19 protein-coding genes are annotated in these 23,516 nt (G+C 69.0%); 5 read left to right on the top strand and 14 right to left on the bottom strand.

The annotated features are described in order from the left end of the window. Nucleotides 1-36: 36 nt before the first annotated feature. The 4 genes from MED01_RS07780 to MED01_RS07795 all read right to left on the bottom strand — a co-directional run bounded on the left by MED01_RS07780 (nucleotide 37) and on the right by MED01_RS07795 (nucleotide 7,521). A complete protein-coding gene (locus MED01_RS07780; protein WP_238667826.1) occupies nucleotides 37-1,377 on the bottom strand; it encodes an ABC transporter substrate-binding protein in 1,341 nt (446 codons plus the stop codon). Between the two features lie 104 nt (nucleotides 1,378-1,481). Further along, nucleotides 1,482-3,665, bottom strand: coding sequence for an alpha/beta hydrolase-fold protein (locus MED01_RS07785; RefSeq protein ID WP_238667827.1), 2,184 nt, complete (start codon nucleotides 3,663-3,665; stop codon nucleotides 1,482-1,484). A 171-nt stretch (nucleotides 3,666-3,836) separates the two neighbouring features. Further along, nucleotides 3,837-4,859: a LacI family DNA-binding transcriptional regulator gene (locus tag MED01_RS07790; RefSeq protein ID WP_238667828.1), complete on the bottom strand. Its 1,023-nt coding sequence runs from the start codon at nucleotides 4,857-4,859 to the stop codon at nucleotides 3,837-3,839. Between the two features lie 289 nt (nucleotides 4,860-5,148). After that, complete coding sequence (locus tag MED01_RS07795; RefSeq protein WP_238667829.1) at nucleotides 5,149-7,521, bottom strand: glycoside hydrolase family 3 N-terminal domain-containing protein; 2,373 nt, start codon at nucleotides 7,519-7,521, stop codon at nucleotides 5,149-5,151. 381 nt (nucleotides 7,522-7,902) lie between these two features. Between MED01_RS07795 and arfA the strand changes: the two genes are divergently transcribed. Beyond that, on the top strand, nucleotides 7,903-9,426 hold the full coding sequence (gene arfA, locus MED01_RS07800) for an arabinosylfuranosidase ArfA (protein ID WP_238667830.1): 1,524 nt from the start codon (nucleotides 7,903-7,905) through the stop codon (nucleotides 9,424-9,426). A gap of 122 nt (nucleotides 9,427-9,548) precedes the next feature. On the opposite strand, the gene MED01_RS07805 is transcribed toward arfA, so the two are convergent. The 7 genes from MED01_RS07805 to MED01_RS07835 all read right to left on the bottom strand — a co-directional run bounded on the left by MED01_RS07805 (nucleotide 9,549) and on the right by MED01_RS07835 (nucleotide 18,460). Next, nucleotides 9,549-11,123 carry an alpha/beta hydrolase-fold protein gene (locus MED01_RS07805; protein ID WP_238667831.1) on the bottom strand — a complete coding sequence of 525 codons (1,575 nt, stop codon included), beginning with the start codon at nucleotides 11,121-11,123 and terminating at the stop codon, nucleotides 9,549-9,551. Between the two features lie 323 nt (nucleotides 11,124-11,446). Next, nucleotides 11,447-12,964 (bottom strand): aldehyde dehydrogenase (NADP(+)), encoded by a 1,518-nt coding sequence (locus tag MED01_RS07810; RefSeq protein WP_238667832.1) that lies wholly within the window; start codon nucleotides 12,962-12,964, stop codon nucleotides 11,447-11,449. Continuing rightward, on the bottom strand, nucleotides 12,961-14,169 hold the full coding sequence (locus MED01_RS07815; protein ID WP_238667833.1) for a fumarylacetoacetate hydrolase family protein: 1,209 nt from the start codon (nucleotides 14,167-14,169) through the stop codon (nucleotides 12,961-12,963). Before MED01_RS07815 ends, MED01_RS07810 begins: the two co-directional genes overlap by 4 nt. Continuing rightward, nucleotides 14,166-15,347, bottom strand: a complete 1,182-nt coding sequence (locus tag MED01_RS07820; protein ID WP_238667834.1) for a mandelate racemase/muconate lactonizing enzyme family protein — start codon at nucleotides 15,345-15,347, stop codon at nucleotides 14,166-14,168. The genes MED01_RS07815 and MED01_RS07820 overlap by 4 nt, the downstream gene beginning before the upstream one ends. An 8-nt stretch (nucleotides 15,348-15,355) precedes the next feature. Beyond that, nucleotides 15,356-16,186, bottom strand: coding sequence for a carbohydrate ABC transporter permease (locus MED01_RS07825; RefSeq protein WP_091399805.1), 831 nt, complete (start codon nucleotides 16,184-16,186; stop codon nucleotides 15,356-15,358). Beyond that, on the bottom strand, nucleotides 16,183-17,136 hold the full coding sequence (locus MED01_RS07830) for a carbohydrate ABC transporter permease (protein ID WP_238667835.1): 954 nt from the start codon (nucleotides 17,134-17,136) through the stop codon (nucleotides 16,183-16,185). The genes MED01_RS07825 and MED01_RS07830 overlap by 4 nt, the downstream gene beginning before the upstream one ends. A 76-nt stretch (nucleotides 17,137-17,212) precedes the next feature. Beyond that, the gene (locus MED01_RS07835; protein ID WP_238667836.1) at nucleotides 17,213-18,460 is read right to left on the bottom strand and encodes an ABC transporter substrate-binding protein; all 1,248 of its coding nucleotides are present in this window, start codon (nucleotides 18,458-18,460) and stop codon (nucleotides 17,213-17,215) included. A 161-nt stretch (nucleotides 18,461-18,621) separates the two neighbouring features. Here MED01_RS07835 and MED01_RS07840 point away from each other — a divergent pair, with 161 nt between their 5' ends. Next, complete coding sequence (locus tag MED01_RS07840) at nucleotides 18,622-19,413, top strand: IclR family transcriptional regulator (RefSeq protein ID WP_238667837.1); 792 nt, start codon at nucleotides 18,622-18,624, stop codon at nucleotides 19,411-19,413. Nucleotides 19,414-19,432: 19 nt separating this feature from the next. Here MED01_RS07840 and MED01_RS07845 read toward each other — a convergent pair whose 3' ends face one another. Beyond that, nucleotides 19,433-19,747, bottom strand: a complete 315-nt coding sequence (locus MED01_RS07845; protein WP_238667838.1) for a chorismate mutase — start codon at nucleotides 19,745-19,747, stop codon at nucleotides 19,433-19,435. Nucleotides 19,748-19,886: 139 nt separating this feature from the next. Here MED01_RS07845 and MED01_RS07850 point away from each other — a divergent pair, with 139 nt between their 5' ends. Further along, complete coding sequence (locus MED01_RS07850; RefSeq protein ID WP_238667839.1) at nucleotides 19,887-20,771, top strand: CDP-diacylglycerol diphosphatase; 885 nt, start codon at nucleotides 19,887-19,889, stop codon at nucleotides 20,769-20,771. An 8-nt stretch (nucleotides 20,772-20,779) separates the two neighbouring features. On the opposite strand, the gene MED01_RS07855 is transcribed toward MED01_RS07850, so the two are convergent. After that, nucleotides 20,780-21,397, bottom strand: coding sequence for a TetR/AcrR family transcriptional regulator (locus MED01_RS07855; protein ID WP_238667840.1), 618 nt, complete (start codon nucleotides 21,395-21,397; stop codon nucleotides 20,780-20,782). A gap of 81 nt (nucleotides 21,398-21,478) precedes the next feature. Between MED01_RS07855 and MED01_RS07860 the strand changes: the two genes are divergently transcribed. After that, complete coding sequence (locus tag MED01_RS07860) at nucleotides 21,479-21,907, top strand: hypothetical protein (protein WP_238667841.1); 429 nt, start codon at nucleotides 21,479-21,481, stop codon at nucleotides 21,905-21,907. An 11-nt stretch (nucleotides 21,908-21,918) separates the two neighbouring features. Next, the gene (locus tag MED01_RS07865; protein ID WP_238667842.1) at nucleotides 21,919-22,305 is read left to right on the top strand and encodes a hypothetical protein; all 387 of its coding nucleotides are present in this window, start codon (nucleotides 21,919-21,921) and stop codon (nucleotides 22,303-22,305) included. A gap of 136 nt (nucleotides 22,306-22,441) precedes the next feature. On the opposite strand, the gene MED01_RS07870 is transcribed toward MED01_RS07865, so the two are convergent. Continuing rightward, complete coding sequence (locus tag MED01_RS07870) at nucleotides 22,442-23,386, bottom strand: SMP-30/gluconolactonase/LRE family protein (RefSeq protein ID WP_238667843.1); 945 nt, start codon at nucleotides 23,384-23,386, stop codon at nucleotides 22,442-22,444. Nucleotides 23,387-23,516: the final 130 nt, after the last annotated feature.

Consider the following 23,516-nt stretch of genomic DNA (forward strand, 5'->3'; position numbering starts at 1 on the left):
CCGGCCGGCCAGTGTCGACGCGGCCCACCCATCCGGTCACTGAACGGTGAAGCCTTGTTCCTTGGCGTACTTCGCCACGTCCTCCTGGAGCCGGTCGGCAGCCTGCGAACCGGTGACGGAGCCCTTGATGACCTCGCTGACCTGCTTTTCCATGGCGTCGAGGTAGTACTGGCCGAAGGGGGCGTACTGGACGCCCTGGTAGGCGTCGGCGGCGGGGACGTAGACCTCCTTGTTCGCCTGCTGGCCGCCGAAGAACGCCACCTTCAGGTCGACGAAGGCGGGATCCTTGAGCGCCGTGAGGTTCAGCGGGAAGATGATCTGGTTGGTCCAGCCGTCGGTGAGCGACTCCTTGTCGGCGTAGAGCCCGTAGGCGACCTTCGCGGCCAGCTCCGGCTTCTTCGCCTGCTTGGTCACCGAGAACGCCGACCCGCCCCAGTTCACCTGCACCGGGTTGGCCAGGTCCCACTGCGGCAGCGGCGCCACAGCGAACTTGCCGGTGTCCTGGCCCTTGCCGACGCCCGCGCCGGTGAGGTAGCCGGGTGCCCACGCCGCCGAGATGTACGTCGCGTAGTTGCCGTTGATCACGCCGGAGATGTACTCCGGGGTGAACTGGTTTTGCGTGCCGACCAGGCCCTTCTTCGCCAGGCCACCCCAGTAGTCCAGCACGTCCTTGGACGCCTGGTCGTTGAGCTTCACACCGATAGCGTTCGGCTGCGCCGGATCGGAGGTGAAGGGCGTGGCACCCTTCTGGATCTGCAGCGCCATCAGGACCGCCGGGACGTTCGCGCCAAAGTCCCCGAAAAGCGGACCGCCGGCGTCCTTGACCTTCTGCGCGGCCTGCTCGTACTCGGCCCAGGTCTTCGGCGGCGTGATCTTGTACTTGTCGAAGATGTCCTTGCGGTAGATCATCGCCACCGGACCGCCGTCGACAGGGACGCCGTAGACCTTGTCGCCGACCGACACGTCCTTCCAGGCACCCTCGCTGTAGTTGGCCTTGACCGCGTCGAAGCCGTACTGCTTGATGTCGACGAGCGCGCCCTGGATCTGGAACGTCGGGATCCGGTCCGCCTCGACCATGATCACGTCGGGTGCGCCGGTGCCCGCCGAGATGGCGGTCTGGAACTTGTCGTACTCGTCGCTGCCCTGGCCGACGTTGGTCCAGCAGACCTGCACATCGTCGTGCTGCTTGTTGAAGTTGTCGACGACGAGCTGAGTGTTGGGGTACCAGCCCCACATCGTCACGACCGGCACGTTCTGCTTGGTGATGGTGTTCGTGCAATTGCTCGCGTCGCTGCCGCCCTCGTCGGAGGAACAGGCGACGAGGCCGGTCCCCGCCGCGAGCATGGCTACCGTGGCGAGTATTCGTCTTCTCTTCATTGAGATGGTTCCCTTCGGCGATGGCGGTGCACTGCATCCATGCGCTGGCGGGCGCCACCGGGGGCAGGAAGCCCTGCTCCCGGTGGCGTCACCGGCGACGGCTCCTAGCGCTTGAACAGACGGGGCGCCAGGTCGATGAGGTTCTTCTGCCACACGTCCCAGCCGTGCGGCCCGGGGGTGACCCCGTCGAACTCGTAGCGGATACCGAGGTTGTCCAACGTGGTCAGCGATGCCATGAAGCTCGGGTACACGAAGTCGGTCTGGTCACCGACGTAGAGGCGCACCATCTTGGTGCCGTTGTTGATCGCCGCCACGTCGACGCCGGTGCCGCTGCCGAAACCGGCCGAGAACGCGGCGACGTAGGCGAACTCGCCCGGGTAGGCCCGCAGCACCCCGAACGCCTGCCCGCCGCCCATCGACAGGCCGGCGAGGGCCTGCTGCGACGGATCGCTGGAGATGTTGTAGCGGGCACGGGCCGTCGGAACGATGTTCTCCCGCAACTCACTGTTGAAGTTCGACGAGTTGCCGTTGCCCATCACGACAACCATCGGCGTGAGGTCGCCGTCGAGGAACTGGTTGTCGAGGATCTGCTTGGCACGGCCCATCTCGACCCAGTCCGTGTAGTTCTGGCCACCGCCGTGCTGGAGGTAGAGGACGGGGTACGGCTGCGCCCGGTTCGGGTCGTACCCCGGTGGGGTCCAGACCAGCGCGGTCCGGTCCTGGCCGGCCACCGTGCTGGTGTAGGTCACGCTCTCGACAGTTCCGCCCCGACCGGCGGGCACGTCCGCGAGCAGTCGGGCACCAGGCCCGGGAATGAAGAAGGTGCTCCACATCGGCTCGGTGGTGACTCTCGTCGGGTTCGAGGCGTCCTTGACCGCGACCCGGTCCACGATCAGCCGGTAGTAGTAGAACCAGGGCTTCAGCGGGCCCACTGTTGCCCGCCACCGGTCACCGTCGCGGGTCAGTGGCAGTCGCAGCCAACTGCCGCCCGGCGCAACGTTCGCCCAGACCGTGACGTGCTGAGCGTCAGCGAAGTCCGTGGTGGTCTCGAAGGTGACGAACCCGTCCTCGGTGACGAAGGGCGTCGGGGTGGTGCCGGCCGGTGGCGGGTTGAACTCGCCCTTGAGCTGCGTGTGACCGGGGCTGGGCCCGTGGTCGGCCACGTGCCGGAACAACCGCGGCGCGAAGTCGACGAGGTTCTCCTGCCAGGTGGTCCAGGTCGCGCCGCCATCGGGGTTGACCCCGTCGAACTCGAACCGGACGTCGGCGCGGCCCAGCGCCTTCGTCAGCCGGTAGGTGGGGTTGTGAGCGGGATCGGTGACGTTGCCGGTGTACAGGCGGAGCAGCTTGACGCCGCGGTTGATCGCCTTGGCGTCCTTCCGGTCGATCGTCGGAGCCGACGTGCCGGAGAACCAACCGACGTAACCGAACTGGCCCGGCCTGGTGAGCGCGGCCCGCAACGCCTGCGTAGCGCCGTCGGACACACCCGCGATCGCCTGGTGCGCCGGATCGCGAAGCACCCGATAGTTGTCGGTGACCGCCTTCCGGAGGTCCTTCAACTCCTTGTCGTCCGAGGCGTCGGCGTTGTTGAGCACCACCACCATCGGGCTCATGGCGCCCGCGGCCGAGAGGTTGTCGAGGATCTGCTTGGATCGGCCGAGATCGAGCCAGTCGGTGGCGGCCACACCGTCACCCGACTGCAGGAAGAGCGCCGGGTATCCCTTGGAGGCCTTGGCCGCGTAACCCGGCGGCGTCCAGACCACTGCGGAGCGCTGCGCGTTCCTGGTCCGGTAGGTCAGCGTCTCGATCTTCCCGCCGGTGCCGGCCGGAGCGTCGAGCAGCCACCGGGCCGAGTCACCCGCGATGAAGAAGGTGCTCAGGAGCGGGTTGGACGCGACACCAGTGCTGTTCGTCGGGTCCTTGATGGTCTTGGTGTCGTCGGCCGTGACCTGGTAGTTGTACAGCCCGGGCTCCAGGGCGCCGAGAACACCCGACCACACGTCACCCCGGCGGGTCAGACCGAACTCCGCCCAACTGGCCGACGGCCCGAAGTTTCCCTCCACGACGACCTGCGAGACGGTGCCCAGGTTCTCCTGGACGTACGCCGCCGGGACGGCGAACGTGGCGTAGCGGTCCGCGGACACGTCCAGCCACGGCGTGTCCGCCGCGGCCGGTTGCGGCGCGATGAGCACCGCCGCGGTGGCGATGACCCCGGCGGTGAACGCCGCCGAGAGCCGCCGGCGTACGCCCAGACGGCGTGAGCGCCCGTGATACTGTTCGGTAGTCACACTCCACTCCTTTCGTGTGCCGGCAGCGGATGCGACCCGACTGACCGGCTCAACTCACCTGTGGATCTGGCCGTGTGTGCTGCGTGGACCTCCTTCGGGCTGCTGCCACTGGCACGCCTGACCTGATCGCTCTGTCGGGAGCGACCAGGCTCGTGCACCAATGGGCTGACGTCATGGTCGTGGCGCGCTCTTCGGTGGTGCGGTGGAGTCGCGCACGACAAGGCTGGTCGGAAGCACGATCTGGCCCGGCTCGTCCCACTCGCCGGTCACCAGTGACTTCAGCATCCGCGCGGCTTCGTACCCGAGCTGATACATCGACTGGTCCACGGTGGTCAGACCCGGCCGGGTCAACGCCGACTCGGGGATGTTGTCGAACCCCACGACGGACAGGTCCCCCGGCACCGAGAACCCCAGTTCCCTGGCGACCTCCAGAACCTTGAAGGCCATCCCGTCGCTCGCCGCGAAGATCGCCGATGGTGGGTCCGGTCGTTGCAGCAGGACGCGCGCCAGCGGAGTCGCCGACTCGGGGTTGAAATCTCCTCGGCCGATCAGTGTCGGGTCGACCGGAACCCCGGCGGTGGTCAGCGCGGCCCGGTATCCCTCCTCCCGCGACCAGGCAGAGGCCAGGCTGTCGCGGCCGGCGATGAACCCGATGCGCCGATGGCCCAGGCCGAGCAGGTGCTCGACCGCCGTGGTGGCGCCAGCGAGGTTGTCGGAAATCACCGAGGGTGCCGTCGAGCCCCGCACCGGGTCGATGGCCACGACCGGCGTCCGGCTCCGGACCTCGCCCCAGGGCGTGACGACGATGCACCCGTCGGTGAGGGTGCCCGACAGCCGGGTCAGGTGCCGCTGCTCCCAACCCTCCGAATACGACCCGTAGAGGTCGCTGTTGGCGTAGATGATCAGATCGAAGCCCGAGCGGCTCAGCGCCTTCATCACGCCCTTGAGCACTTCCGCCGTGTACGACTGGAAGCTGTGCGCCACCAGGCCCAGAACGTTGGTGCGGCTGCGCCGAAGGCTGGTGGCCACCAGGCTCGACTCGTAGCCGAGCTGCTCGATGGCGGAGCGCACCTGAGCGACTGTGCGAGCGCTGACGCCGTAATGCCCGTTGACGACGCGCGAGACCGTGGCGGTGGAAACGCCGGCAGCTCGGGCGACATCACTCATTGTCACCGGTGCATTGACTTCAATCATGCCGCTCTCTCTGGACTGCAATCGTTATCGGTTACGTTTCCAGGATGTTGCCAACGTAACTGAGAACGATTACGAACACAAGACCTCTTCGTCCTTACCCGACCATCGAGAAGACCGTCCCAACTGGACACTCCCGAGGGCGGGATTGACGCTCGGACGCCGTTGCGGATAACGCAATCGGCATCCTCTGTCGGAGTTCAGAGTGGGGCTCGATTTCCGCGTTGGTGCTACCCGTTGACAACAGGACGGCACACTCCGTCAAGAACCATTCCCCGACCCGGGTGAACGATCACAGTTGCCGAACTTCGACGATCCCGGTAAAGACCTTCGGCGTCGGCCGGTCCGGGTCCGCACTGATGACAAAGGTGCCGGCATGGGTATGGTCGACAGCCGAGAAGCCGACGTACACCTCGATCTGCCCTGCCTCCACCGCGTACGCCATGCTCCGGTCGTAGAAACCGAGCTGGCCGGTGGGGAGCGCGAACCGTACCGCCACCCGCTGGCCGGCGGCGGCCTCGACGCGGGCGAAGGCCTTCAGCTCCAGCACCGGCCGGGTGATCGTGGCCTGCGGGTCGCGGACGTAGAGCTGCACCACCTGCTCCCCCGCCCGGTGTCCGGTGTTGGTGACAGTGACCTCGACACCGACGCTGTCCCCGGCGCGGACCTCGGCGCTCTCCACCGTGGCGTCCTCGATAACGAACGAGGTGTACCCGAGGCCGTGGCCGAAGGCGTATCGCGGGGCGACCGGCGAGTCCACATAGTCGCCGTGCCAGTGCGACCGCCCGCCGGACACCTTGTGGCCGTAGAAGACGGGGATCTGGCCCACGCCGCGGGGGTACGAGATCGGCAGCCTTCCGCTCGGGTTCACCACACCGAGGAGCACCTCGGCGATCGCCTGCGCCCCGGTCTCCCCCGGCAACCAGGCCATCAGCACGGCGGCGCACTCCTCGTGCAGGAAGTCACTGCCGACGGGTCGGCCGGCGACGAGCACCGCAACGACGGGCGTGCCGGTGGCGACGACGGCACGCAGCAGCTCTTCCTGCACGCCCGGCAGGTCCAGACTGGACCGGTCCCGCGACTCCCCCGTGGTGGCCTCGCGCGTCACTCCCGAGCGGTCCCCCATGACCAGCACCGCGACGTCTGCCGCCGCGGCGACCGCTACCGCCTCGGCGAACCCCTCGGTCGACGGATCGAGCACGTCGCAGCCCGGGGCGAAGCGCAGCCGGTCGCCCAGCCGCGCCGCGAGTTCGTCACGCACCGTCGGCACACCGTCGGTGCTCTCGTCGATCTCCAGATCATCCGGGATCGTCATCATCTCGCCGAGCAGGCCACGCCGCTTACGCGCCGCGGCCAACGCCTCGATGTGGGCCGCAAACGAGTAGTCACCGAGCAGGTGTCGGGCGTCGTCGGCGTTCGGGCCGATAAGCGCGACAGTTCCGGCTTCCCCGAGCAGCGGCAGGACGCCGTCGTTCTTGAGCAGGACGAGGCTGCGGCGGGCGATCTCCAGCGCCACGTCCCGGTGCCGCTCGGCGTTGGCCGTCGCAGCGGCCGCATCCTCGTCGACGTACGGGTTCTCGAAGAGCCCGAGTTCGACCTTGTGCCGAAGGATCCGTGCGACAGCCTCGTCGAGCTGGGCCTCGCTGACCTCGCCGGCGTCCAGGGCGCGGGTGAGGGCATCCGCGTACGCGTCCGTCGCCGGAAGCTCGACGTCCACGCCCGCGCCGAGGCCCACCGTCGCGGCCTGCTGCTTGTCCTGCGCGAAGTGGTGGTACGAGTGGAGGTCGTTGACGGCGAAGTAGTCGGAGACCACGCTGCCCGTGAAGCCCCACTGCCCACGCAGGACGTCGGCGAGGAGCTCCTGGTTGGCATGGCACGGGACGCCGTCGAGTTCGTGGTAGCCGGCCATCACCGACTGGAGCCCGCCGTCGCGGACCGCCGCCTCGAACGGGTACAGGTACACCTCGCGCAGCAGACGCGGCGGCAGGTGGGCCGGCGCCCAGTTCAGCCCACCCTCGGACGCCCCGTAGCCGACGAAGTGCTTGGCAGTGGCGAGGACGCCGTCTGTCAGGTCGGCGCCCTGCAGGCCCCGGACGAACGCCACGCCCATCCGGGACACCAGGTACGGGTCCTCGCCGTAGGTCTCCTCCGTCCGGCCCCACCGTGGGTCGCGCACCACGTCCAGCACCGGCGAGAGCCCCTGGTGGCTTCCCATGGCGCGCATCTGTGCGCGAACGGTGTCGGCCAGCTGCCGGTTGAGCTCCGGCGCCCAGGTGCTCGCGACGCCGATCGCCTGCGGGAAGATGGTCGCCTCGCGGGCCATGACCCCCGAGCAGACCTCCTCGTGCACTATGGCCGGGATCCCCAGCCGGGTCTCGCTCACCAGGAAGCGCTGGATGGCGTTGGCGGCCCGCGCCACCTGCGCCGCCTTCAGGCTGGTCGCGCCCGCGACGCGGGTCACGTGCCCCAAGCCGTGTCGAAGGATCGGCCGGGCCCGCTCCGCCGCGAACCGTCCGCCCTCCAGCACTGTGAACGCCCACGTGCTGCCGAGTTGCGCGAGCTTCTCCTCGCGGGTCATCCGGGTCAGCAGATCCGACACCCGTTCGTCGACGGGCGCTGTCGCATCCGCGTAGGTCGCCTCGGTCTCCGGCTCAACGGTTGTCACCCGGTCACCCCAATCACCGCGACAAGCTGGTCCTTCGGCCTCGTCGGTCACCACGCCGCCGGCGTCTGGGCGCGCGCTGCGGACGACGCCAGGGAAGCGTGGCGGCGAGGCGGGCGGAAGCGGACACCCGGTCAGCTGGGGCGGCATGGCCGTGGGGCCGTGCCAGCCGGACATTGATCCAGGTGCCGTGTTCCCTTACGTAAACGTAATCGGTAACGTTTACATAGATCGAGAACGTAATCGAAGACGATCACGTTGTCCAGAGCTCACACCGCCTCCACCACCCCTCGGTCCCGGCGCTCGGGCACAGACCTTCGCGTCGGACCCGCACGAAGGGAGCCAGCCCTGAACACCCACCACGACAGCGCGCCGGAGAACGTCGTGAACACGGCGCGCCTGACCCTGGACCCCCGCCGACGCGTCGCACCGGTGCCGCGTCGGCTCTTCGGCTCGTTCGTGGAGCACCTGGGTCGCTGCGTCTACAACGGGATCTACGAGCCGGGACACCCGACGGCCGACGCCGACGGCTTCCGGGGCGACGTCCTTGAGCTGGTGCGCGAGTTGGGCGTCACCACGGTCCGCTATCCCGGCGGCAACTTCGTCTCCTCCTACCGCTGGGAGGACGGCGTTGGCCCCGTCGACAAACGACCGGCGAGGCTCGACCTCGCCTGGCACAGCCTGGAGACCAACGCATTCGGGCTCGACGAGTTCATGCGATGGGTCGGCAAGGCCGGCGTGGATCCGATCATGGCGGTCAACCTCGGCACCCGTGGCACCGCCGAGGCCGTCGACCTGCTCGAGTACGCCAATCACCGCGGTGGGAGCCACCTCGCCGACCAGCGCCGCGACAACGGCGCTGTCGATCCGTACGGGATCAAGCTGTGGTGTCTGGGCAACGAGATGGACGGCCCGTGGCAGGTGGGCCAGCGCAGCGCTACCGAGTACGGGCGACTCGCGGCGCAGACCGCGAAGGCCATGCGTCGCTTCGATCCCGATCTCGAACTCGTCGCCTGCGGCTCCTCACACCTCGGAATGCCGACCTTCGGCAGCTGGGAGCGCGACGTACTCACCGAGGCGTACGACGACGTCGACCTGATCTCGCTGCACGCGTACTACCAGCCGGTCGACGACGACCTGGCCAGCTTCCTCGCCTCGGCCGAGGACATGGACAGGTACATCGACGCCGTCACCGCCATCGCCGACTCGGTCGGAGCGATCCGCCGGTCCACCAAGAAGATCATGATCGCGTTCGACGAGTGGAACGTCTGGTACCAGTCCGCCGCCCCGTCCACGCCCCCGAGCGGCGAGGACTGGCCTGTCGCGCCGCCCCTGCTGGAGGACCACTACAGCGTGGCCGACGCGGTCGTCGTCGGCGGCCTGCTCATCAGCCTGCTCCGGCACAGCGACCGGGTGAGCGCGGCCTGCCAGGCCCAACTGGTGAACGTCATCGCACCGATCATGACCGAGACGGGCGGCTCGGCCTGGCGGCAGACCATCTTCCACCCCTTCGCCCGCACCGCCCGGCACGCTCAGGGCACAGTGTTGGACGTGCTGCGCGAGGGCAGCACGACGACCACCGACCGCTACGGTGAGGTCGACGCTGTCGACGCGGTCTCCACCTGGGACGACGCCACCGGGGAGATGACCGTCTTCCTCGTCAACCGCGCCCTCGACACTCCGGCCGAGGTGACAATCGACGTCGCCGGCGCGCAGGTCAGCCACATCATCGAGTGCGTCACCGTCGGCGGCACCGACCTGCACGCCAAGAACACGGCCGACGGCCCGGACCACGCCGCGCCGCGCCCCAACGGCACGGCACGCGGCACCGACGCCAGTGTCCAGCTCACTCTTGCGCCGGCGTCCTGGACCATGCTGCGACTGAGCGCCACCGACACGACGCAGTGACCGGCTGACGAACCGCCGGCCCTGCGGACCGGGACGTGCCCCGGCCGCGCACACCCTGGCAATCACCAGGTGTGCGCGGCCGGGGCTTCCCCACCACAGGGAGTACGGCGTCGAGCCCGTTGTTACCGGGCGTCGACCGGGGAGCTGTGGGAGTCGTTGAAGAGCTTGTCGCCCTGGTAGCGGGCGACCACCGGCGCGTTCAGCTCACCATGGACGGTCTTCCTCAGCCGGGCGACGCCGTGGTGCACCGGGGCCGACCCGAGGTGCGTGTCACCCGCGTAGAAGTCGACGGTGCCGGAGGGTGCCGACGTGCTGGTGCTGACCGCGCCGACCGTGGCGGTGGCGGCGACCAACGTGTGGTGCGATCCGCCCGTTGGTGACGTGGTGACGTCGAGGTCGGTGGTGGTGGCCCGGAACGTCAGGGTGCGCAGGTAGTGGTTCAGCAGCGGACGCCACACGTGCCAGGTGTGCACGCCTGGCACGTTGTACTCGTCCAGCTCGACGCCGGCGGCCCGCAGTGCGGCGGCGTTGCGCTGCGAGTTCTCGGCGATGTTGCCGAGCCGGTCCTGCAGCCCGGTGCCGATCATGATGCCGCCGGTCACCGACTTCATGCTGTCGACCTGGGCCTGGGTGGCTGCTGGGCCGCCCGCGCTCCAGGCCGCGTGGTAGCCGAACAGGTCGGTGTGGTTGTACATGATGGTGTACGCCCGACTGCCGCCTGCGGAGAAGCCGGCGAACGCGCGGTCCTGCGCCCGGGTCGAGACGCGGTAGTTCTGCTCGACGAACGGGAAGATGTTGTTCCGCAGCTCGTCGACGTAGCCCTCGTTGCCACCGGGGAGGCCGTTGAAGTCGGTGGACACGATCACCATGGGCTGCGCCGCCCGGTCCTTGATCGCGTTCTCCAGGATGAGATGGGCCACGCCCTGCATCGTCCAGGCGGTCGAGTGGTCACCGCTGCCGTGGCTCAGGTAGAGGGTCGGGTACGGCGTGGCCCGGTTGGGGTCGTAGCCGTGCGGCAGGTAGACGACGATGTCGTGGACTCCCGCCGGGTTGGTCGACAGCGGTGAGGTGTACCGCCGGGACTCCGGCCGGCCGACAGTGGCCACCGGCGCCTGGTAACCGGTGTCGTACGTCGGGAACTTCCGGCTGGCCGGGACGTAGAGCGTGCTGCGTACCGCGCCGGGCGCCCCGGGGTACTGCGGCTGGATCTGCCACCGGTTGGCGGGGTCGTCGTGCAGGGCACAGCCGGTGGCGAGCTCGTTTGCGCAGTCGTGGGTGAACGCATAGCGGAAGGTGCCGGCCGGCAGCGGAGTGGTGAAGGTCCAGACGCCGTCCGGGCCCTTCCGCATGGCCTGGATGTGCCACGGGGTGGCGGCGACGTCGCCGGGTTGCCACTCGGCGGGCGGTCGCGCGTCGCCGCAGTCCTGGCAGGCGATGTTCTCCGGTCGGGAGTAGAACCAGTCGCCGTAGACGTGGACCTGCTGGACGTCCGCGGGCGCCCGGTACCGGAAGGTGACTGTGTACCCGGTCGGGGGTTTGTCGGTGCGGGTGACGGTCGGGCCCAGCGGCGCGGGCGGTGCCGCCGAGGCCGCCGGGGCGGCGAGCGTTCCGGCCGTCACGGTGACGGCGGCGAGCAGCGCGAGCATCAGCCGGCGTGTCCGTGCCGGCAGCGGGGGACGGGGAGGTGCGACGGGCATGTTCCTGCTCCCTCTTCGGCGTGTGGTCAGACCGCACCGAGCGGCCGACCGACCATTCGATGGTGAGGTGAAGGGATACCAGTAACGAGCGATGCAGCCATGCGAGCGCTAACATCGTTCCCTGTCAAAAACAGAACCATGAATTGCATTGACGGTCAAGACGGAAATCGGAACGGATAATCGCGTCCAAACAATTCGGGCGCGCTCCAGCGGCACCAGGAAAACTGGCGCGCGAATTCTCTGTCGGGTCAATGTCGTCAAGGAATTCGCGCGCCAGCTCCCGGTGGCCCGGAAACGCGCCCGGAAGAGACCGGCAGACGCAGTTATTCGACCGCTGGCTGCAACCTCCCGTCGACTCGCCGGGAGATGGCGGTGTACTCGTCGCGCAACTCCTCGGGGAGAACCCAGGCCGGGGCGTCCTGCCACGCCAGCGGGCGGAGGAACCGTCGGATCGACGTGGCGCCGACCGACGTGTGCACGGCGTTTGTCGACGGCCACGGTCCACCGTGGTGCTGGGCCCACGACACCCGGACACCGGTGGGGTAGCCGTCGAAGACGATGCGACCCGCGCGGGCGGCGAGCACGTCGACCAGTCGGCGTACCACGTCGGCGTCGTCGCCCGGTCCACTGTGAAGCGAGCCGGTCAGCGACGGCGGGACGGTGGCCAGCGCGGCGTCGAGGTCGGCGACGTCGTCGTAGCGGACCACGACCAGGAGCGGGCCGAAGCACTCGTCGGCGATCTCGGCGGTCAGGCCGGCGAGGCCGACCTCCAGGAGGGTCGGGGCCACTGTGAAGCCCGCCCCGGGTTCGACAGTGGGCCGCGCCGACACCCGGGCGCCGGCCCGCTCGAACTCGGTGGACCGGTTCTGGTACGCGTCCCGGATGCGCTCGTTGAGCAGGACCGTGCCGCCCGACGCGTCGACTCTCGCCCGCAGCGCCTCGACCAGGCCGTCACCACCCGGGTCCGACGGAACGAACGCCAGGCCGGGCTTGGTGCACAACTGCCCGCCCGAGTTCGTGAAGGAGCCGAACAGCCCCTCGGCGATCTGGTCCGCTCGGGCGGCGGCCGCGTCGGGCAGGACGACGATCGGGTTCACACTGCTCAGTTCGGCGTACAGCGGAATGGGGTCCGGTCGTTCGTCGATGGCCGCCTGGATGGCACGGGCGGCGTTGACCGAGCCGGTCAGGGCGGCCGCGCGGATCGCCGGGTGACGCACCAGCGCGCGACCGGCCTGCTCCCCGTACACGGTCGCGACGACACCCTCGGGTCCGCCGAGGTCGCGGACGGCCGACTCGATCGCAGCGGCGGAGGCGTGCGAGGTCAGCGGATGGGACGGGTGGGCCTTCAGGATCGTCGGACACCCGGCGGCGAGCGCGGCGGCCGTGTCACCGCCGGCGACCGAGAAGGCGAACGGGAAGTTGCTGGCCCCGAAGACGGCGACCGGCCCGAGGGGTACGAGCATCCGCCGCAGATCCGGGCCGCGGCCGAGCGGTGTGTCGGCAACGTGGTCGATGGTGGCCTCGACGTACGCTCCGTCGCGCAGCACCTCGCCGAACATCCGGAACTGCAGGGCCGCCCGGGTGAGTTCCCCGTCGAGCCGCGCATGACTCAGCCCGGTCTCCGCCTCGGCGGCAGCGACCAGATCCACCCGACGGGACTCCAGCGACGCGGCGATCGCGTCCAGCAACTCCGCGCGGCCGAGCCTCCCGCGCGCGGCCAGCCACTGCGCCGCCGGGGACGCCTGACCGGCGATCACCTCCAGCCGAGACTCGTCGGTCTCGGTGAGCTCCGTCGCGCGACGCTCACCGTCGCGCGGATCGACAGTCATGACCACGTTCACAGCAGTCCTCTCCTCACCAGATTGCCCATCAGATCGCGGACGCCGAAGTGCCAGGGCTCGCACTCCTCCGCGTGCCGCACCCGGTTGACCAGGGTGCCGAGCGCCGGGCAGCTGATCCGTACCACGTCGTCGACCTTGTGGGTGAAACCCTCGCCGGGGCGGTCCCGGTCCTGGATGGGCGCGAACATGGTGCCGAGCATCAGCGCGGCGCCGTCGGGATAGTGGTGGTGCGGCCCGATCAGCTGCCGGACCAGTTCCTCGGGATCGCGCGACATCTGGGTCATCTCCGAGACCGCCTCCAGATGGAAGCCGTCGACGCCGCGAACCTCCAGGCGCACCTCGAGTTCGCGTACCCGATCCATGCCGAACCGGTCGTCGAAGAGCCGGATCAGGGGGCCGAGGGCACAGGAGGCGTTGTTGTCCTTCGCCAGGGGCAGCAGGAGCGCCGAGCGGCCCTCGATGTCGCGCAGGTTCACGTCGTTGCCGAGGGTGGCGCCGACGATCCGGCCACTGGACTGGACGATGAGCGTGACCTCGGGTTCCGGGTTGTTCCAGGTCGACGCGGCAAGCACGCCGACCGGAACGGCGGTGCCGACGGCGGAGAGGATCTGCCCCTTGGTGAAGATCTCGGCGTCCGGGCCGATGCCCACCTCCAGGTACTGGCTCCACATGCCCTCGGCGACCAGCAGACTCTTGAGCCGATCCGCCTCCGGCGAGCCCGCCTCCAGACTGTGCAGGTCGACACCGACGTCGGCGAGCATGCGGTGCCGGATGTCCGCCGCCAGTGCCAGGTCTCCCCGCGCCCGTTCCTCGATCACCCGCTCGATCATGGAGACCGGGAAGGTCACGCCCGCGGCCTTGAGCGCCTGGAGGTCGACCGGAGCGAGCAACCAGGGCCGGCCATGGTCCCGGGTCGCGGCCCCCGTGTTGGCCAGTATCTCCCCGAAGTCACCCACCCTCGGCCCGTCGAGCCCGGCCACCGTCGCGGCGGGATCGGGTAGCTCGCAGATGTCGCGGACGGTCGGGAACCGGTGGCTGATGTCGATGACCTCGCCGTCGCGGACGGTCACCGGGGAGGGGCCGCCGCCGGACGGGTCCCAGATCCGGCCGATGAGGACGCTGTCGGCATCGTCCGGCAACGCTTCGGCGGCGGTGCCGACCCAGTCCGCGGCCGCGGCCGACCCCCGGGGCCGTGGCAGCGTCATGAGTCGCTCTCCAGGTTGAAGAAGGACCGCTCGTCGCGGGGACGGATGTCGAAGACGGCGTCCTGGAACATCCGCAGCGGGTGCGGTGTGAACGGATGCTGCTCGATCGCCGCGAGGTCCACCTCGATGCCCAGGCCGATCCCGGTCGGGATGAGGATGTCGCCGTCGTCGGTCAGCACCAGCCGCTCGTTGGTGATCTCGGGACGCCAGGGCACGTCGGTCGCCATGATCTCCAGGTACCGGAAGTTGGGCAACGTGGCCCCGAGTTGCAGCGTCGCGGCAGTGCTGAGTGGACCACTCGGGTTGTGCGGTGCGAAGCCCACGTAGCTGGTCGCGGCGAGCGTGGAGATGAAGGCCAGCTCGGCGATCCCACCGGCGTGCGTCACATCGGGCTGGACGAAGTCGACCGCCTGGCGGGCCAGCGCCGGCGCGAAGCCCTGCCGCCCGTACCACCGCTCCCCCGCGGCGATCGGCACCGGCGACGCGCGGCGGATGTCGACGAGCGCATCGAGGTTGTCCGGTGGGCAGGGCTCCTCGAACCACACCGGGTCGAACTGGGCGATCTCCTTCGCCACCTTGATGGCGTGGCGGACGTCGAAGCGGCCGTGCCCCTCGACGAACAGCTCCACCTCGCGGCCCACCGCCTGACGCACGGCGTCGATCTGGGCCAGCACCCGGTCCAACTGGGCGGTGGTGATGGTCATGTCGTAGTTCTCGAACGGGTCCCACTTGAGGCCCCGGAAACCCGCCTGCACCGTCCGGCGCGCGGCGGCCGCGTAGTCCTCGGGCGTGACGGCACCGGAAAACCAACCATTTGCGTACGCGCGGACCCGGTCGCGGGTCGCGCCGCCGAGGAGCCGGGAGACCGGTACGCCGAGCTCGCGCGCGGAGATGTCCCAGAGGGCCATCTCCAGCGAACTCAACGCCGTCATGATCACCGGCCCGCCGCGCCAGTACCAGTCCCGCGCGGTCTCGTAGAGGATCTTCGAAATGCTGGTGGGGTCCAGGCCCACAACGGCCTCGGCCAGTTCGGCGATGGCGCCCTGGACGGCACGTTCCTTGCCCTCCAGGGTGGCCTCACCGAGCCCGATGATCCCCTCGTCGGTGTGGACCCGCACGATGACGAGGTTCGTACGGTAGAAGTCGACGACCAGTGTGTCGACAGAGACGATCTTCATCTTCCGGCTCAACCCTTCACCGCACCGGCGGTCATGCCGGACACCACGTACTTCTGCACCAACAGGTAGAAGGCGACGGCCGGCAGCGTGAACAGGAAGGCGACAGCCATCACCGTCTGGATCGGTGTACCCAGTTCGCCGATGAAGTTCGCGATGCCGACGGAGGCGGGCTGCAGGTCGGGGTTGAAGATGAACGTCACCGCGAACACGTACTCGTTCCAGGCGTGGAAGAAGGCGATGACCGCGGTGGCCGCGATCGACGGCGCGATGAGCGGCACGTTGATGCGGGTCAGGGTGGTGAAGGGCCGGGCGCCGTCGGCGCGGGCGGCCTCCTCCAACTCCTTCGGGATTCCGTCGATGGCGCCCTTGAGGATCAGCGCGACGATCGGCAGGACGAAGGCGGAGTTCACCAGGACGAGGCCGGTCAGCGAGTCGAGCAGTTCGAAGCGGCGGAACAGCGCGAACAGCGGGACGACCATGAGTGCCTCGGGAAGCATCTGCGTGAACAGCAGCACGACGGTCAGCACGGCCTTGCCCCAGAACGAGAACCGGGACAGCGCGTAGCCCAGCGGGATGCCCAGGCCGACGGAGAGCACCATGGTGCCGACGGCGATGATCAGGCTGTTCAGCAGCCACCCGGCCGCCTTGCCCTCGGCGAGCGCGTCCACGAAGACCCCAAACTGGCCGAGGTCGGGCGTGAGCCGGGGTTGATCGGCGAAGAGGTCGCTGTTGCTGGACAGCGCGGTGACGAACATCCAGTACAGCGGGAACACCGCGACGCCCAGCACGACGAGCACGGCGACGATCCGTGCGGTGACACCGAATCGGAAGCGTCTCATCGGACGTCCCCCTTCTCCACGGCACGGGCGACCAGGCGGCTGCCGATGATGACGATGAGCGAGATGACGACGCCGACCATTCCGATGGCCGCCGCCGATCCGAGTTCCTTCGAGTCGAACGCCTGCGAGTAGAGGTCGATGACCAGCGTCTCGGTGGCGCCCACCGGCCCGCCCTTGGTCATCAGCCAGATCAGCTCGAACCGCCGCAGCGACCAGATCGTCATCAGCAGGGCCAGCAGGCCCACCGTCGGCTTGATGACCTGCCAGGTGACCGCCCGGAAGGTGGCCCACCGTCCGGCGCCGTCCACTGTCGCGGCCTCGTTGAGGTCCTGCGGAACGGACTGCAGGGCGGAGAGCAGCACCACGGAGGTGAACGGGAACAACTGCCAGATGGTCGTGGCGAGCACCGCGGGGAGCGCGTAGCGCGAGCTGTCCAGGATGGCGCCCCCGGGGACGCCGAGCCCTACCGCGTCGAGGAAGCGGTTCACGATGCCGTACTGCGCGTTGAGCATCCAGGTGGCGATGAGCGCGACCGCGATGCCCGGAGCCGCCCAGGGGACCGTCACCAGTGCCCGTGCCACGCCACGGCCGCGAAACTTCTTGTTGAGCAGGAGCGCGACGGCAAGCCCGGCGCCGATCGCGACGACCACACAGGTGATCACGTAGACGACGGTGATCAGCAGGGTGCTGTGGAACTCGGGGTCACCGAAGATCCGTTTGAAGTTGTCGAGCCCGACCCACTCGCTGCGGGTGGGGTTGAGCAGCCTCGTCCTGGTGAAGCTGAGGTACACCTCCTGAACGAGGGGTACCGCCTGGAAGACGAGGATGAACAGGGCGGCGGGAGCCAGGAAGAGGTACGGCGTCCACTTGCTGCCCAACGGGCTGGGCCGACGCCGGGGCCGGCCTGGGGATGTTGTCTTCGGTGCTCCGGTCTGCTCGACCACAGTCATCGGGTTCGATCCTTCTGGGGGAAGGACGCTGCCGGCGCACGGATCGTTGCGCCGGCAGCGTCGCCGTGTCGAGCGGTCAGCGGACCAGTTCGCTCGCCTGCTGCTGGGCGCGATCCAGTGCCGACTTGAGGTCGGCCTTGCCCTGCAGTGCCGCGACCACGTTCTGCACGACCACCTTGCGGATGTCCGGCGTCTTGGCCTCGAATCCCAGCACGATCTGCGGCAGGCTGGTCTCGGTGAGTCCGTCGAAGACGGGCAGGAACGGGGTCGCCTTGAGCGCCTCCGCGCTGCGCTGCGTGGTGGTGGCCACGCTGCTCGCGCCGAGGATCTCCTGCAGCTTGACCTGGTTCTGCGGCTCCAGCGCCCACTTGATGAAGGTGCCGGCCTCGTCCTTGCCCTCGCTCGCCTCGTTGATCACGATCGGTGCGAGGATCGCGCCCTGCTTGCGGACCGGGAACGGGATGGGCGCGACGTTGAAGTTCAGCTTGGCGTTCTGGCCGCGGGTGGCGGTCACGTAGCCGCCGTTGTTGAGCTCCATCCCGACCTTGCCCTCGGCGAACATCCGCCGGAAGGTGGCCGCGTCTGCTCCGCGCGGAATCACGTTCGCGTCGTACAGGTCCTTGAACGCCTGCAGGCCCTTGAGGTTCTCCGCGGAGTTGATGGTCAGGTTCTTGCCGTCGGACCACGCCCCGCCGAAGCCGTAGACGTAGTTGAAGATGTCCTGCCAGACGCCGGCCTCCTCGGCCTCCGTCTGACGGAACGCCAGGCCGAAGACATCGCCCTTGGTCAGCGACTTCGCGGTGGAGGTGAACTGCTCGTAGGTGCTCGGCGGCGTCGGGATCAGGTCCGCGTTGTAGAACATCGCGTAGTTCGACGCTTCGAAGATGACTCCGTGCCGGACACCGTCGTGAACCATGAACTGGTCCGGCTGCTTGAGCAGGTCGTACTTGCTGGCGTCGATCACCTTGTCCAGCGGCGCGATGAGGCCGGCGTCGGAGGCCGCCTCGAACTCGGGCATGTCGAAGCGGACCAGGTCGGGGCCCTTGCCGCTGCCCATCTGCGTGAGCACGGTCTGGCCGAAGGTCGGGTACGGCACCGCGGCGGCGGACACCTGGACCTTGCTCTGGCTCTGGTTGAACTCGTCGAGCCACTTCGTCAACAGGGGCCCGCGGCCCGGGTCGCCGAAGGTCGAGGCGGCGAAGGTCAGTTTGGTGACGCCGTCGCCGGAATCGCCGCCCGAGCCGCAACCGGTCAGGAGGGTGGCGACCAAACCGAGGGCACAGGTCGCACTGGCGATGCCGAAATGAGCGCGCTTATTACCCATCGTTACTCCACTGTTACGAGTTGGCGTCAAGCCGATGAAATTGCAACGATCGTAGCGTCATGTGCAACGGTGTCAAGTGGCGATTGCGCATCGCGTCATCTATGTTGCATCATGTGCAATGACAGCGACGGCAGGCCCGTCGCGCGAGGGGAGACACAGCCTTGGCGCAATCAATCCGCCGCGCGATCGACCTCATCCGTCGATCCGCGGAGCACCCGCTGTCCCTTACGGAGGCTGCGGACGTGCTCGGCGTCCACAAGTCCACAGCCCTGCGCATCCTGCAGACACTGGAGTCCGCGCGCTTCGTCCGCCGGACGGGCGCGGGCACCTACGTGCTCGGCAGCGGCCTGATCGAGTTGTCCGAGCTCGCGCTCGGCTCGATGGACCTCCGCCAGCCCGCGGCCGCACACCTGCGTGCGCTGCAACGCGCGACCGGCCACACCGTACACCTGGCACAACTGACCGGCGACGAGATCATCTATATCGACAAGGTGGACAGCCCGGCCTTCGACGCCGTCAAGCTCCCCTCGCGGGTGGGACGCGCGGTGTCCATCTACGCGAGCGCTGTGGGCAAGACGATCCTGGCCTACCTTCCCCGCCAGGAACGCGACCGCCTTCTCTCGCACGTCGTCTTCGAGAAATTCACCGACACCACCTTCACCGACCACGACTCCCTGGAAGCCGAACTCGCCCGCATCAACGGGTGCGGCTGGGCCGTGGACAACGGCGAGCACGACGCGTACGTGATGTGCGTGGCCGCGCCGATCAGGGATTCACGGGGGCAGGTCATCGCCGCCGCCTCGATCACGGCGATCGAGGTCATCGCAAGCCTCGACCAACTCAAGAGCAATCTTCCGCTGCTCCTGGAGACCGCCAACAAGATCTCGTACGAGCTCGGCTACGCGCCGCCCGCCTTGGCGAGCGCGGACGGTGGGAGCAGCCCCGCCATCTGAACGCGCACGTCCCGGGCGATCACCGCGCCGTCGGCGCCGACCCGCCGATGATGCGGTGGTGCTCGTCGGTCTCCATGTCGATGAAGGCCTGGATCATGCCCCGGTAGATCCGCTCGATCAGATCCGGGTCCGCGCCGGCCTCGCTGGCCAACGTGCGGACCCGGGCCACCACCTGCGCCACCCGGTCCGGCGCACGGACCGCCTGGCCGTCGCTCTTGAGCGGGGCGGCCTGCCGAACCAGCGCTTCCCGTCGGGCGAGCAGGCCGACCAGTTCCCGATCCAGCTCGTCGATCCGGGTACGGATCTCGGTCAACGTCGCCGCAGTCTCTGCCACGCGGAAATCGTCGCACGACAGCGACACGATCAGGCGACCCGTTCGCCGGCCGTTGCGTCGAATGCCGGCTATCGCCCTAATCTCGACACGTTCATGTTCGCCTCGGCACGGCAAACCACGGAGGGTGACGATGGGCGGAATGCCACGGCGTCAGTTCGTCAGACTCTCCGGGACCGCCGGCGCCACTGGACTGCTGGGACTGGTCGGTACGGACCGGGCGTTGGCCGACGGCGGCCCGACCCCCGCGCCGTCCCCCTCGACACCCGGCGACCCCGGCGCAGCGGTCTGCCCCACACCCTCGGCCCTGTGCGGCTACCCCACCGACACCGGCGGCAGGTACGACCTGTGGGACCGGGTCCAGGTCTGCGAGGGCACAAAGACGGGCCCGCCATTCCCCCAGTGCCTGCGGACCACTTCCACGTACGTCATCCTCAATGGCGGGTCGGGCTCGAACCACGACTTCCTGCTCGTGCCCAGTTGCCGGATCAGCGGCATCGAGTGTCCGTTCATCACCACCGCCAACGCGCCGAACTACTGGCTGGACGCCTGGAACAACGCCCAGCCGGGGCAGCCGGGGCACGTCGTCTATCCCCACCTCGGGCTGGGCGTCAACTCGGCCGACCCCACGATCCGTCAGCAGGACCAGCTCCACATCCACCTGGCCGGGATCCACTCGGGGATCCAGACGCAGCTGAACAACCACGACAGCGCGATCAGCAACGACCCGGCCCGGTGGCGCAACCAGATCGTGCCGATCTGGGGCCTGACGAGCACCGGCCTGCCCGCCCCGCGCTCGTACCGGGTTCTGCACGTCGCGAACCTGAACGGAAACCTCTTCCGGCTCCTGCTGGACAGCGTCGTGCGGCCGACCGGAGCGGCCATGGCCGCGCAGATGCTGGCCGTGACGCCCCGCCTGATCGGCGGCGGCGGGTTCTACGTCCTGAACAGCGAGCCGGGCCTGCCCGTCCCAGCCGGTCAACCCGGCGGTACGGGCACCGTCGACTTCCTGCTGGCGTACGCCTGATCGGCCGCTCAGCGCAGCAGCGCCATCCGGTCGATGATGGAGTCGCGCAGCCCCGGCGGCCAGGGGAACAACGGCGTCGCCACCTGGAGCTGGGCGAATCCGTGCAGCCCGACCCAGAGCGCCGTCGCGTCGCCGAAGGGGTCCGTGCTGGTCGACCGTCCCGCCGCAACGCAGTCGGCGAGCGTACGCCGGAAGACCTCGAAGGCTCCCATGCCGAGCACGGCGAGTTCGTCGGCCATGGCCGGGGCCCGCTCAAGGGCCTGCCCGGCATCCCAGACGGCACCGAACATCACCCGGTACTGATGGGGCCGGCGTTCGGCGAACGTCAGGTAGGCCACGCAGATCGCGCGCAGGCGCTCGACCGGATCCGTCTCATTCGGTGCGCCCAACTCCTGCTCCAGGACGCCGAACGCGCGTTGTGCGACAGCGAGCAGTATCGAATCCAGGTCCGGGAAGTGCGGATAGATCGACGGTGCGGAGATGCCGGCCCGCCGGGCGATCCCCCGCAGTGTCACGTTCTGCGGGGAGCCATCCTCCAGGAGCGCCATCGCGGCATCGACGATCTCGTCGCGCAGTTGGGCACCTTCGCCGCGCTTGTTGCGGACCCGCGTTCTCGGTGTGGTCACCACATGACTTTACATGCGTTAGGCGAGCGCGTAAGTTAACGCCTGTAAGTTCACAGCCGTTTCTAGAGATGGAGGCTGAGCATGGCCACCGCCACTGCTACCCGAATCGACAACGCCGCCCCCACCCACCACGCCGACCTCGCCGGCCGTGGGCTGGCAGCCCTCGCAGCCGTCGCCACCGGCGTCGCGTTCGTCAACGGCGTACTCCTGACCATCAACGCCAGCGACGAGCGCCTGTTCATCGAAGGCTGGCGAGTCTCCAGCTTCGGCATCTTCACGGCGCTCTTCGCCCTGCTCGCGGCCAGGCCCCGTCAGGCGGCCGGCGTCTGGGAGATCGTGCTCGTCGGCAAGGCCGCGCTCGTCGTGTTCGGCGCGTCGATCGGAGACGTCCCCGAGGCACGCCTGTCGGCCATCATCGACTTCGGGCTCGTCGCCGTCGTCGCGGCTGCCTACGTGCTGTGCCGCGGCTGGTTGGCGTGGCGTCCCGCGAACACCAACCCGACCCGATGACGGCGACGACAATGCCCCCCACCTCGCCTTCCCGGCGCGTCGAGCGGACCGTCATCATCTCGATCTGGGCGGTCCCCATCCTGGTCGTCGGCCAGTTCGCCATGCTGGCCCTCGTCCCGGTCGTCCTTGCGCTGACCGTCAGCCTGCGGCACGCCCGCCTCCACGGACCACGCCGCTGGACGATCGCTCTCGCCACCGCCTACGCTGCCCCGCTGATCCTCTGGGCCATCGGGCCCGACCGCGCCCCGAGCCTGTCCAGGGACATGCACCCGGCCTTCGCCGCGCTGATCGTCGTGACCGCGCTGGCCGCGGCGGTTGCCTTCCACCTCGGCCAGCGACGCCCGAGCAGGCCCGAAGGGTCGGCAAGCGAGCGGCCGCACCTCCGGGCCGCGCCGTGACCGCCACGCTCCTCCCCCGCTGGCCGGGAGCCCTCGGGTCGCCTGCCACAGTTGTTGACTGTGGCAGGCGACCCGAGCGTTCAGCATCGAGCGAACCGCCCCAATGACTGATGGGGATCCCCGGGCGGGGGACGGCTCAGCGGAGCGGCAGGGTGGCCACCGCCAGGTTCGGGTCGATTCCGGTGCTGTACGCGGCGCTGAGCACGTAGACGGTGCGACCGCGCACGGCCACCGAGGTCGGGTTCTGCAACCCGTCGGCGGCGGTCATCAGCGGCCGGGAGCGGCCGGCCGCGTCGATGCTCACCACCGCGTTCGGTCCGTTCAGTGTGGCGATGACCTGGTGGTCACCGGCACCGACGAAGGCGAAGTCGTCGATGCCGACCAGACCGGTCGCCGCCACCCGGACCGGCCCAGGTCGGCCGTGCCGCAACGGAATGCGCAGCAGCGTGCCCTGGTCGAGGTTGGTCGCCCAGACCGCGCCGGCGCGTACCTTGATGCCGTTGGCACCGAGGAAGCCCGCCGCGGCGAGCTCGGGCGCCGAGGACCACACCTCGGCACGGCCGCCTTTCAGGGGAACTGTCGAGATCGTGCCGAGCACCGAGTCCGTGAGGTAGAACCTCTTCGTCTCCGCCTCGAACGCCAGGCCGTTGGGGAGCCCGTCGGCCGGCAGGGCCGCGATGCGGTGCGGGGACCCGCCGGGACGCAGCCGGTACAGCCCCGTGGTGGCGGCATCGCCGCTTGCGTAGAGGACGTAGAGGGTGCCATCGCTCATTCGGACGATGCCCGTGGTCAGCGCGAACGCGAGCACCGGCGTGTTGACGCCGCCATCGGCCGGGGCCGGCAGCGTTGCCAGGACCCGCGTCTCGCCGGACGGGCTGACCGCTGCGACCTGTCGGGCGGCGGCGAAGGTGACGTAGGCGGTGCCGTCCGGGCCGAGCGCGACGTTCTCCGGCAACTGCCCCTTCGCCAGGTCGAAGTGGACCGCGATCCGCGAGGGCGCCGCTGTCGACGCTCGGGTCGGCCCGACGGTGAGAGCCGACGCGGTGGTGGCCCGCGCGGCGCTTGACGGTACGACCGTCACGACGCCGAACCCCGCTACTGCGACAGCGACTGCGACTGTCATCGTTCTCTTGCGCATTTCTGTCCTTACTTCACATCGGTGGGCTGGAAAAGGGCGCGACGGGTCCGGTGCTCCTTGCGGAGCACCTCGT

Source organism: Micromonospora alfalfae (genome assembly GCF_022230925.1).
GTDB lineage: Bacteria > Actinomycetota > Actinomycetes > Mycobacteriales > Micromonosporaceae > Micromonospora > Micromonospora alfalfae.

What these genes read in the sequence shown, in the direction of transcription:
- MED01_RS07780 (WP_238667826.1), bottom strand. Translation starts at nt 1,377, where the DNA reads ATGAAGAGAAGACGAATACTCGCCACGGTAGCCATGCTCGCGGCGGGG.
- MED01_RS07790 (WP_238667828.1), bottom strand. Translation starts at nt 4,859, where the DNA reads ATGATTGAAGTCAATGCACCGGTGACAATGAGTGATGTCGCCCGAGCT.
- MED01_RS07805 (WP_238667831.1), bottom strand. Translation starts at nt 11,123, where the DNA reads ATGCCCGTCGCACCTCCCCGTCCCCCGCTGCCGGCACGGACACGCCGG.
- MED01_RS07815 (WP_238667833.1), bottom strand. Translation starts at nt 14,169, where the DNA reads ATGACGCTGCCACGGCCCCGGGGGTCGGCCGCGGCCGCGGACTGGGTC.
- MED01_RS07820 (WP_238667834.1), bottom strand. Translation starts at nt 15,347, where the DNA reads ATGAAGATCGTCTCTGTCGACACACTGGTCGTCGACTTCTACCGTACG.
- MED01_RS07825 (WP_091399805.1), bottom strand. Translation starts at nt 16,186, where the DNA reads ATGAGACGCTTCCGATTCGGTGTCACCGCACGGATCGTCGCCGTGCTC.
- MED01_RS07830 (WP_238667835.1), bottom strand. Translation starts at nt 17,136, where the DNA reads ATGACTGTGGTCGAGCAGACCGGAGCACCGAAGACAACATCCCCAGGC.
- MED01_RS07835 (WP_238667836.1), bottom strand. Translation starts at nt 18,460, where the DNA reads ATGGGTAATAAGCGCGCTCATTTCGGCATCGCCAGTGCGACCTGTGCC.
- MED01_RS07850 (WP_238667839.1), top strand. Translation starts at nt 19,887, where the DNA reads ATGCCACGGCGTCAGTTCGTCAGACTCTCCGGGACCGCCGGCGCCACT.
- MED01_RS07860 (WP_238667841.1), top strand. Translation starts at nt 21,479, where the DNA reads ATGGCCACCGCCACTGCTACCCGAATCGACAACGCCGCCCCCACCCAC.
- MED01_RS07865 (WP_238667842.1), top strand. Translation starts at nt 21,919, where the DNA reads ATGCCCCCCACCTCGCCTTCCCGGCGCGTCGAGCGGACCGTCATCATC.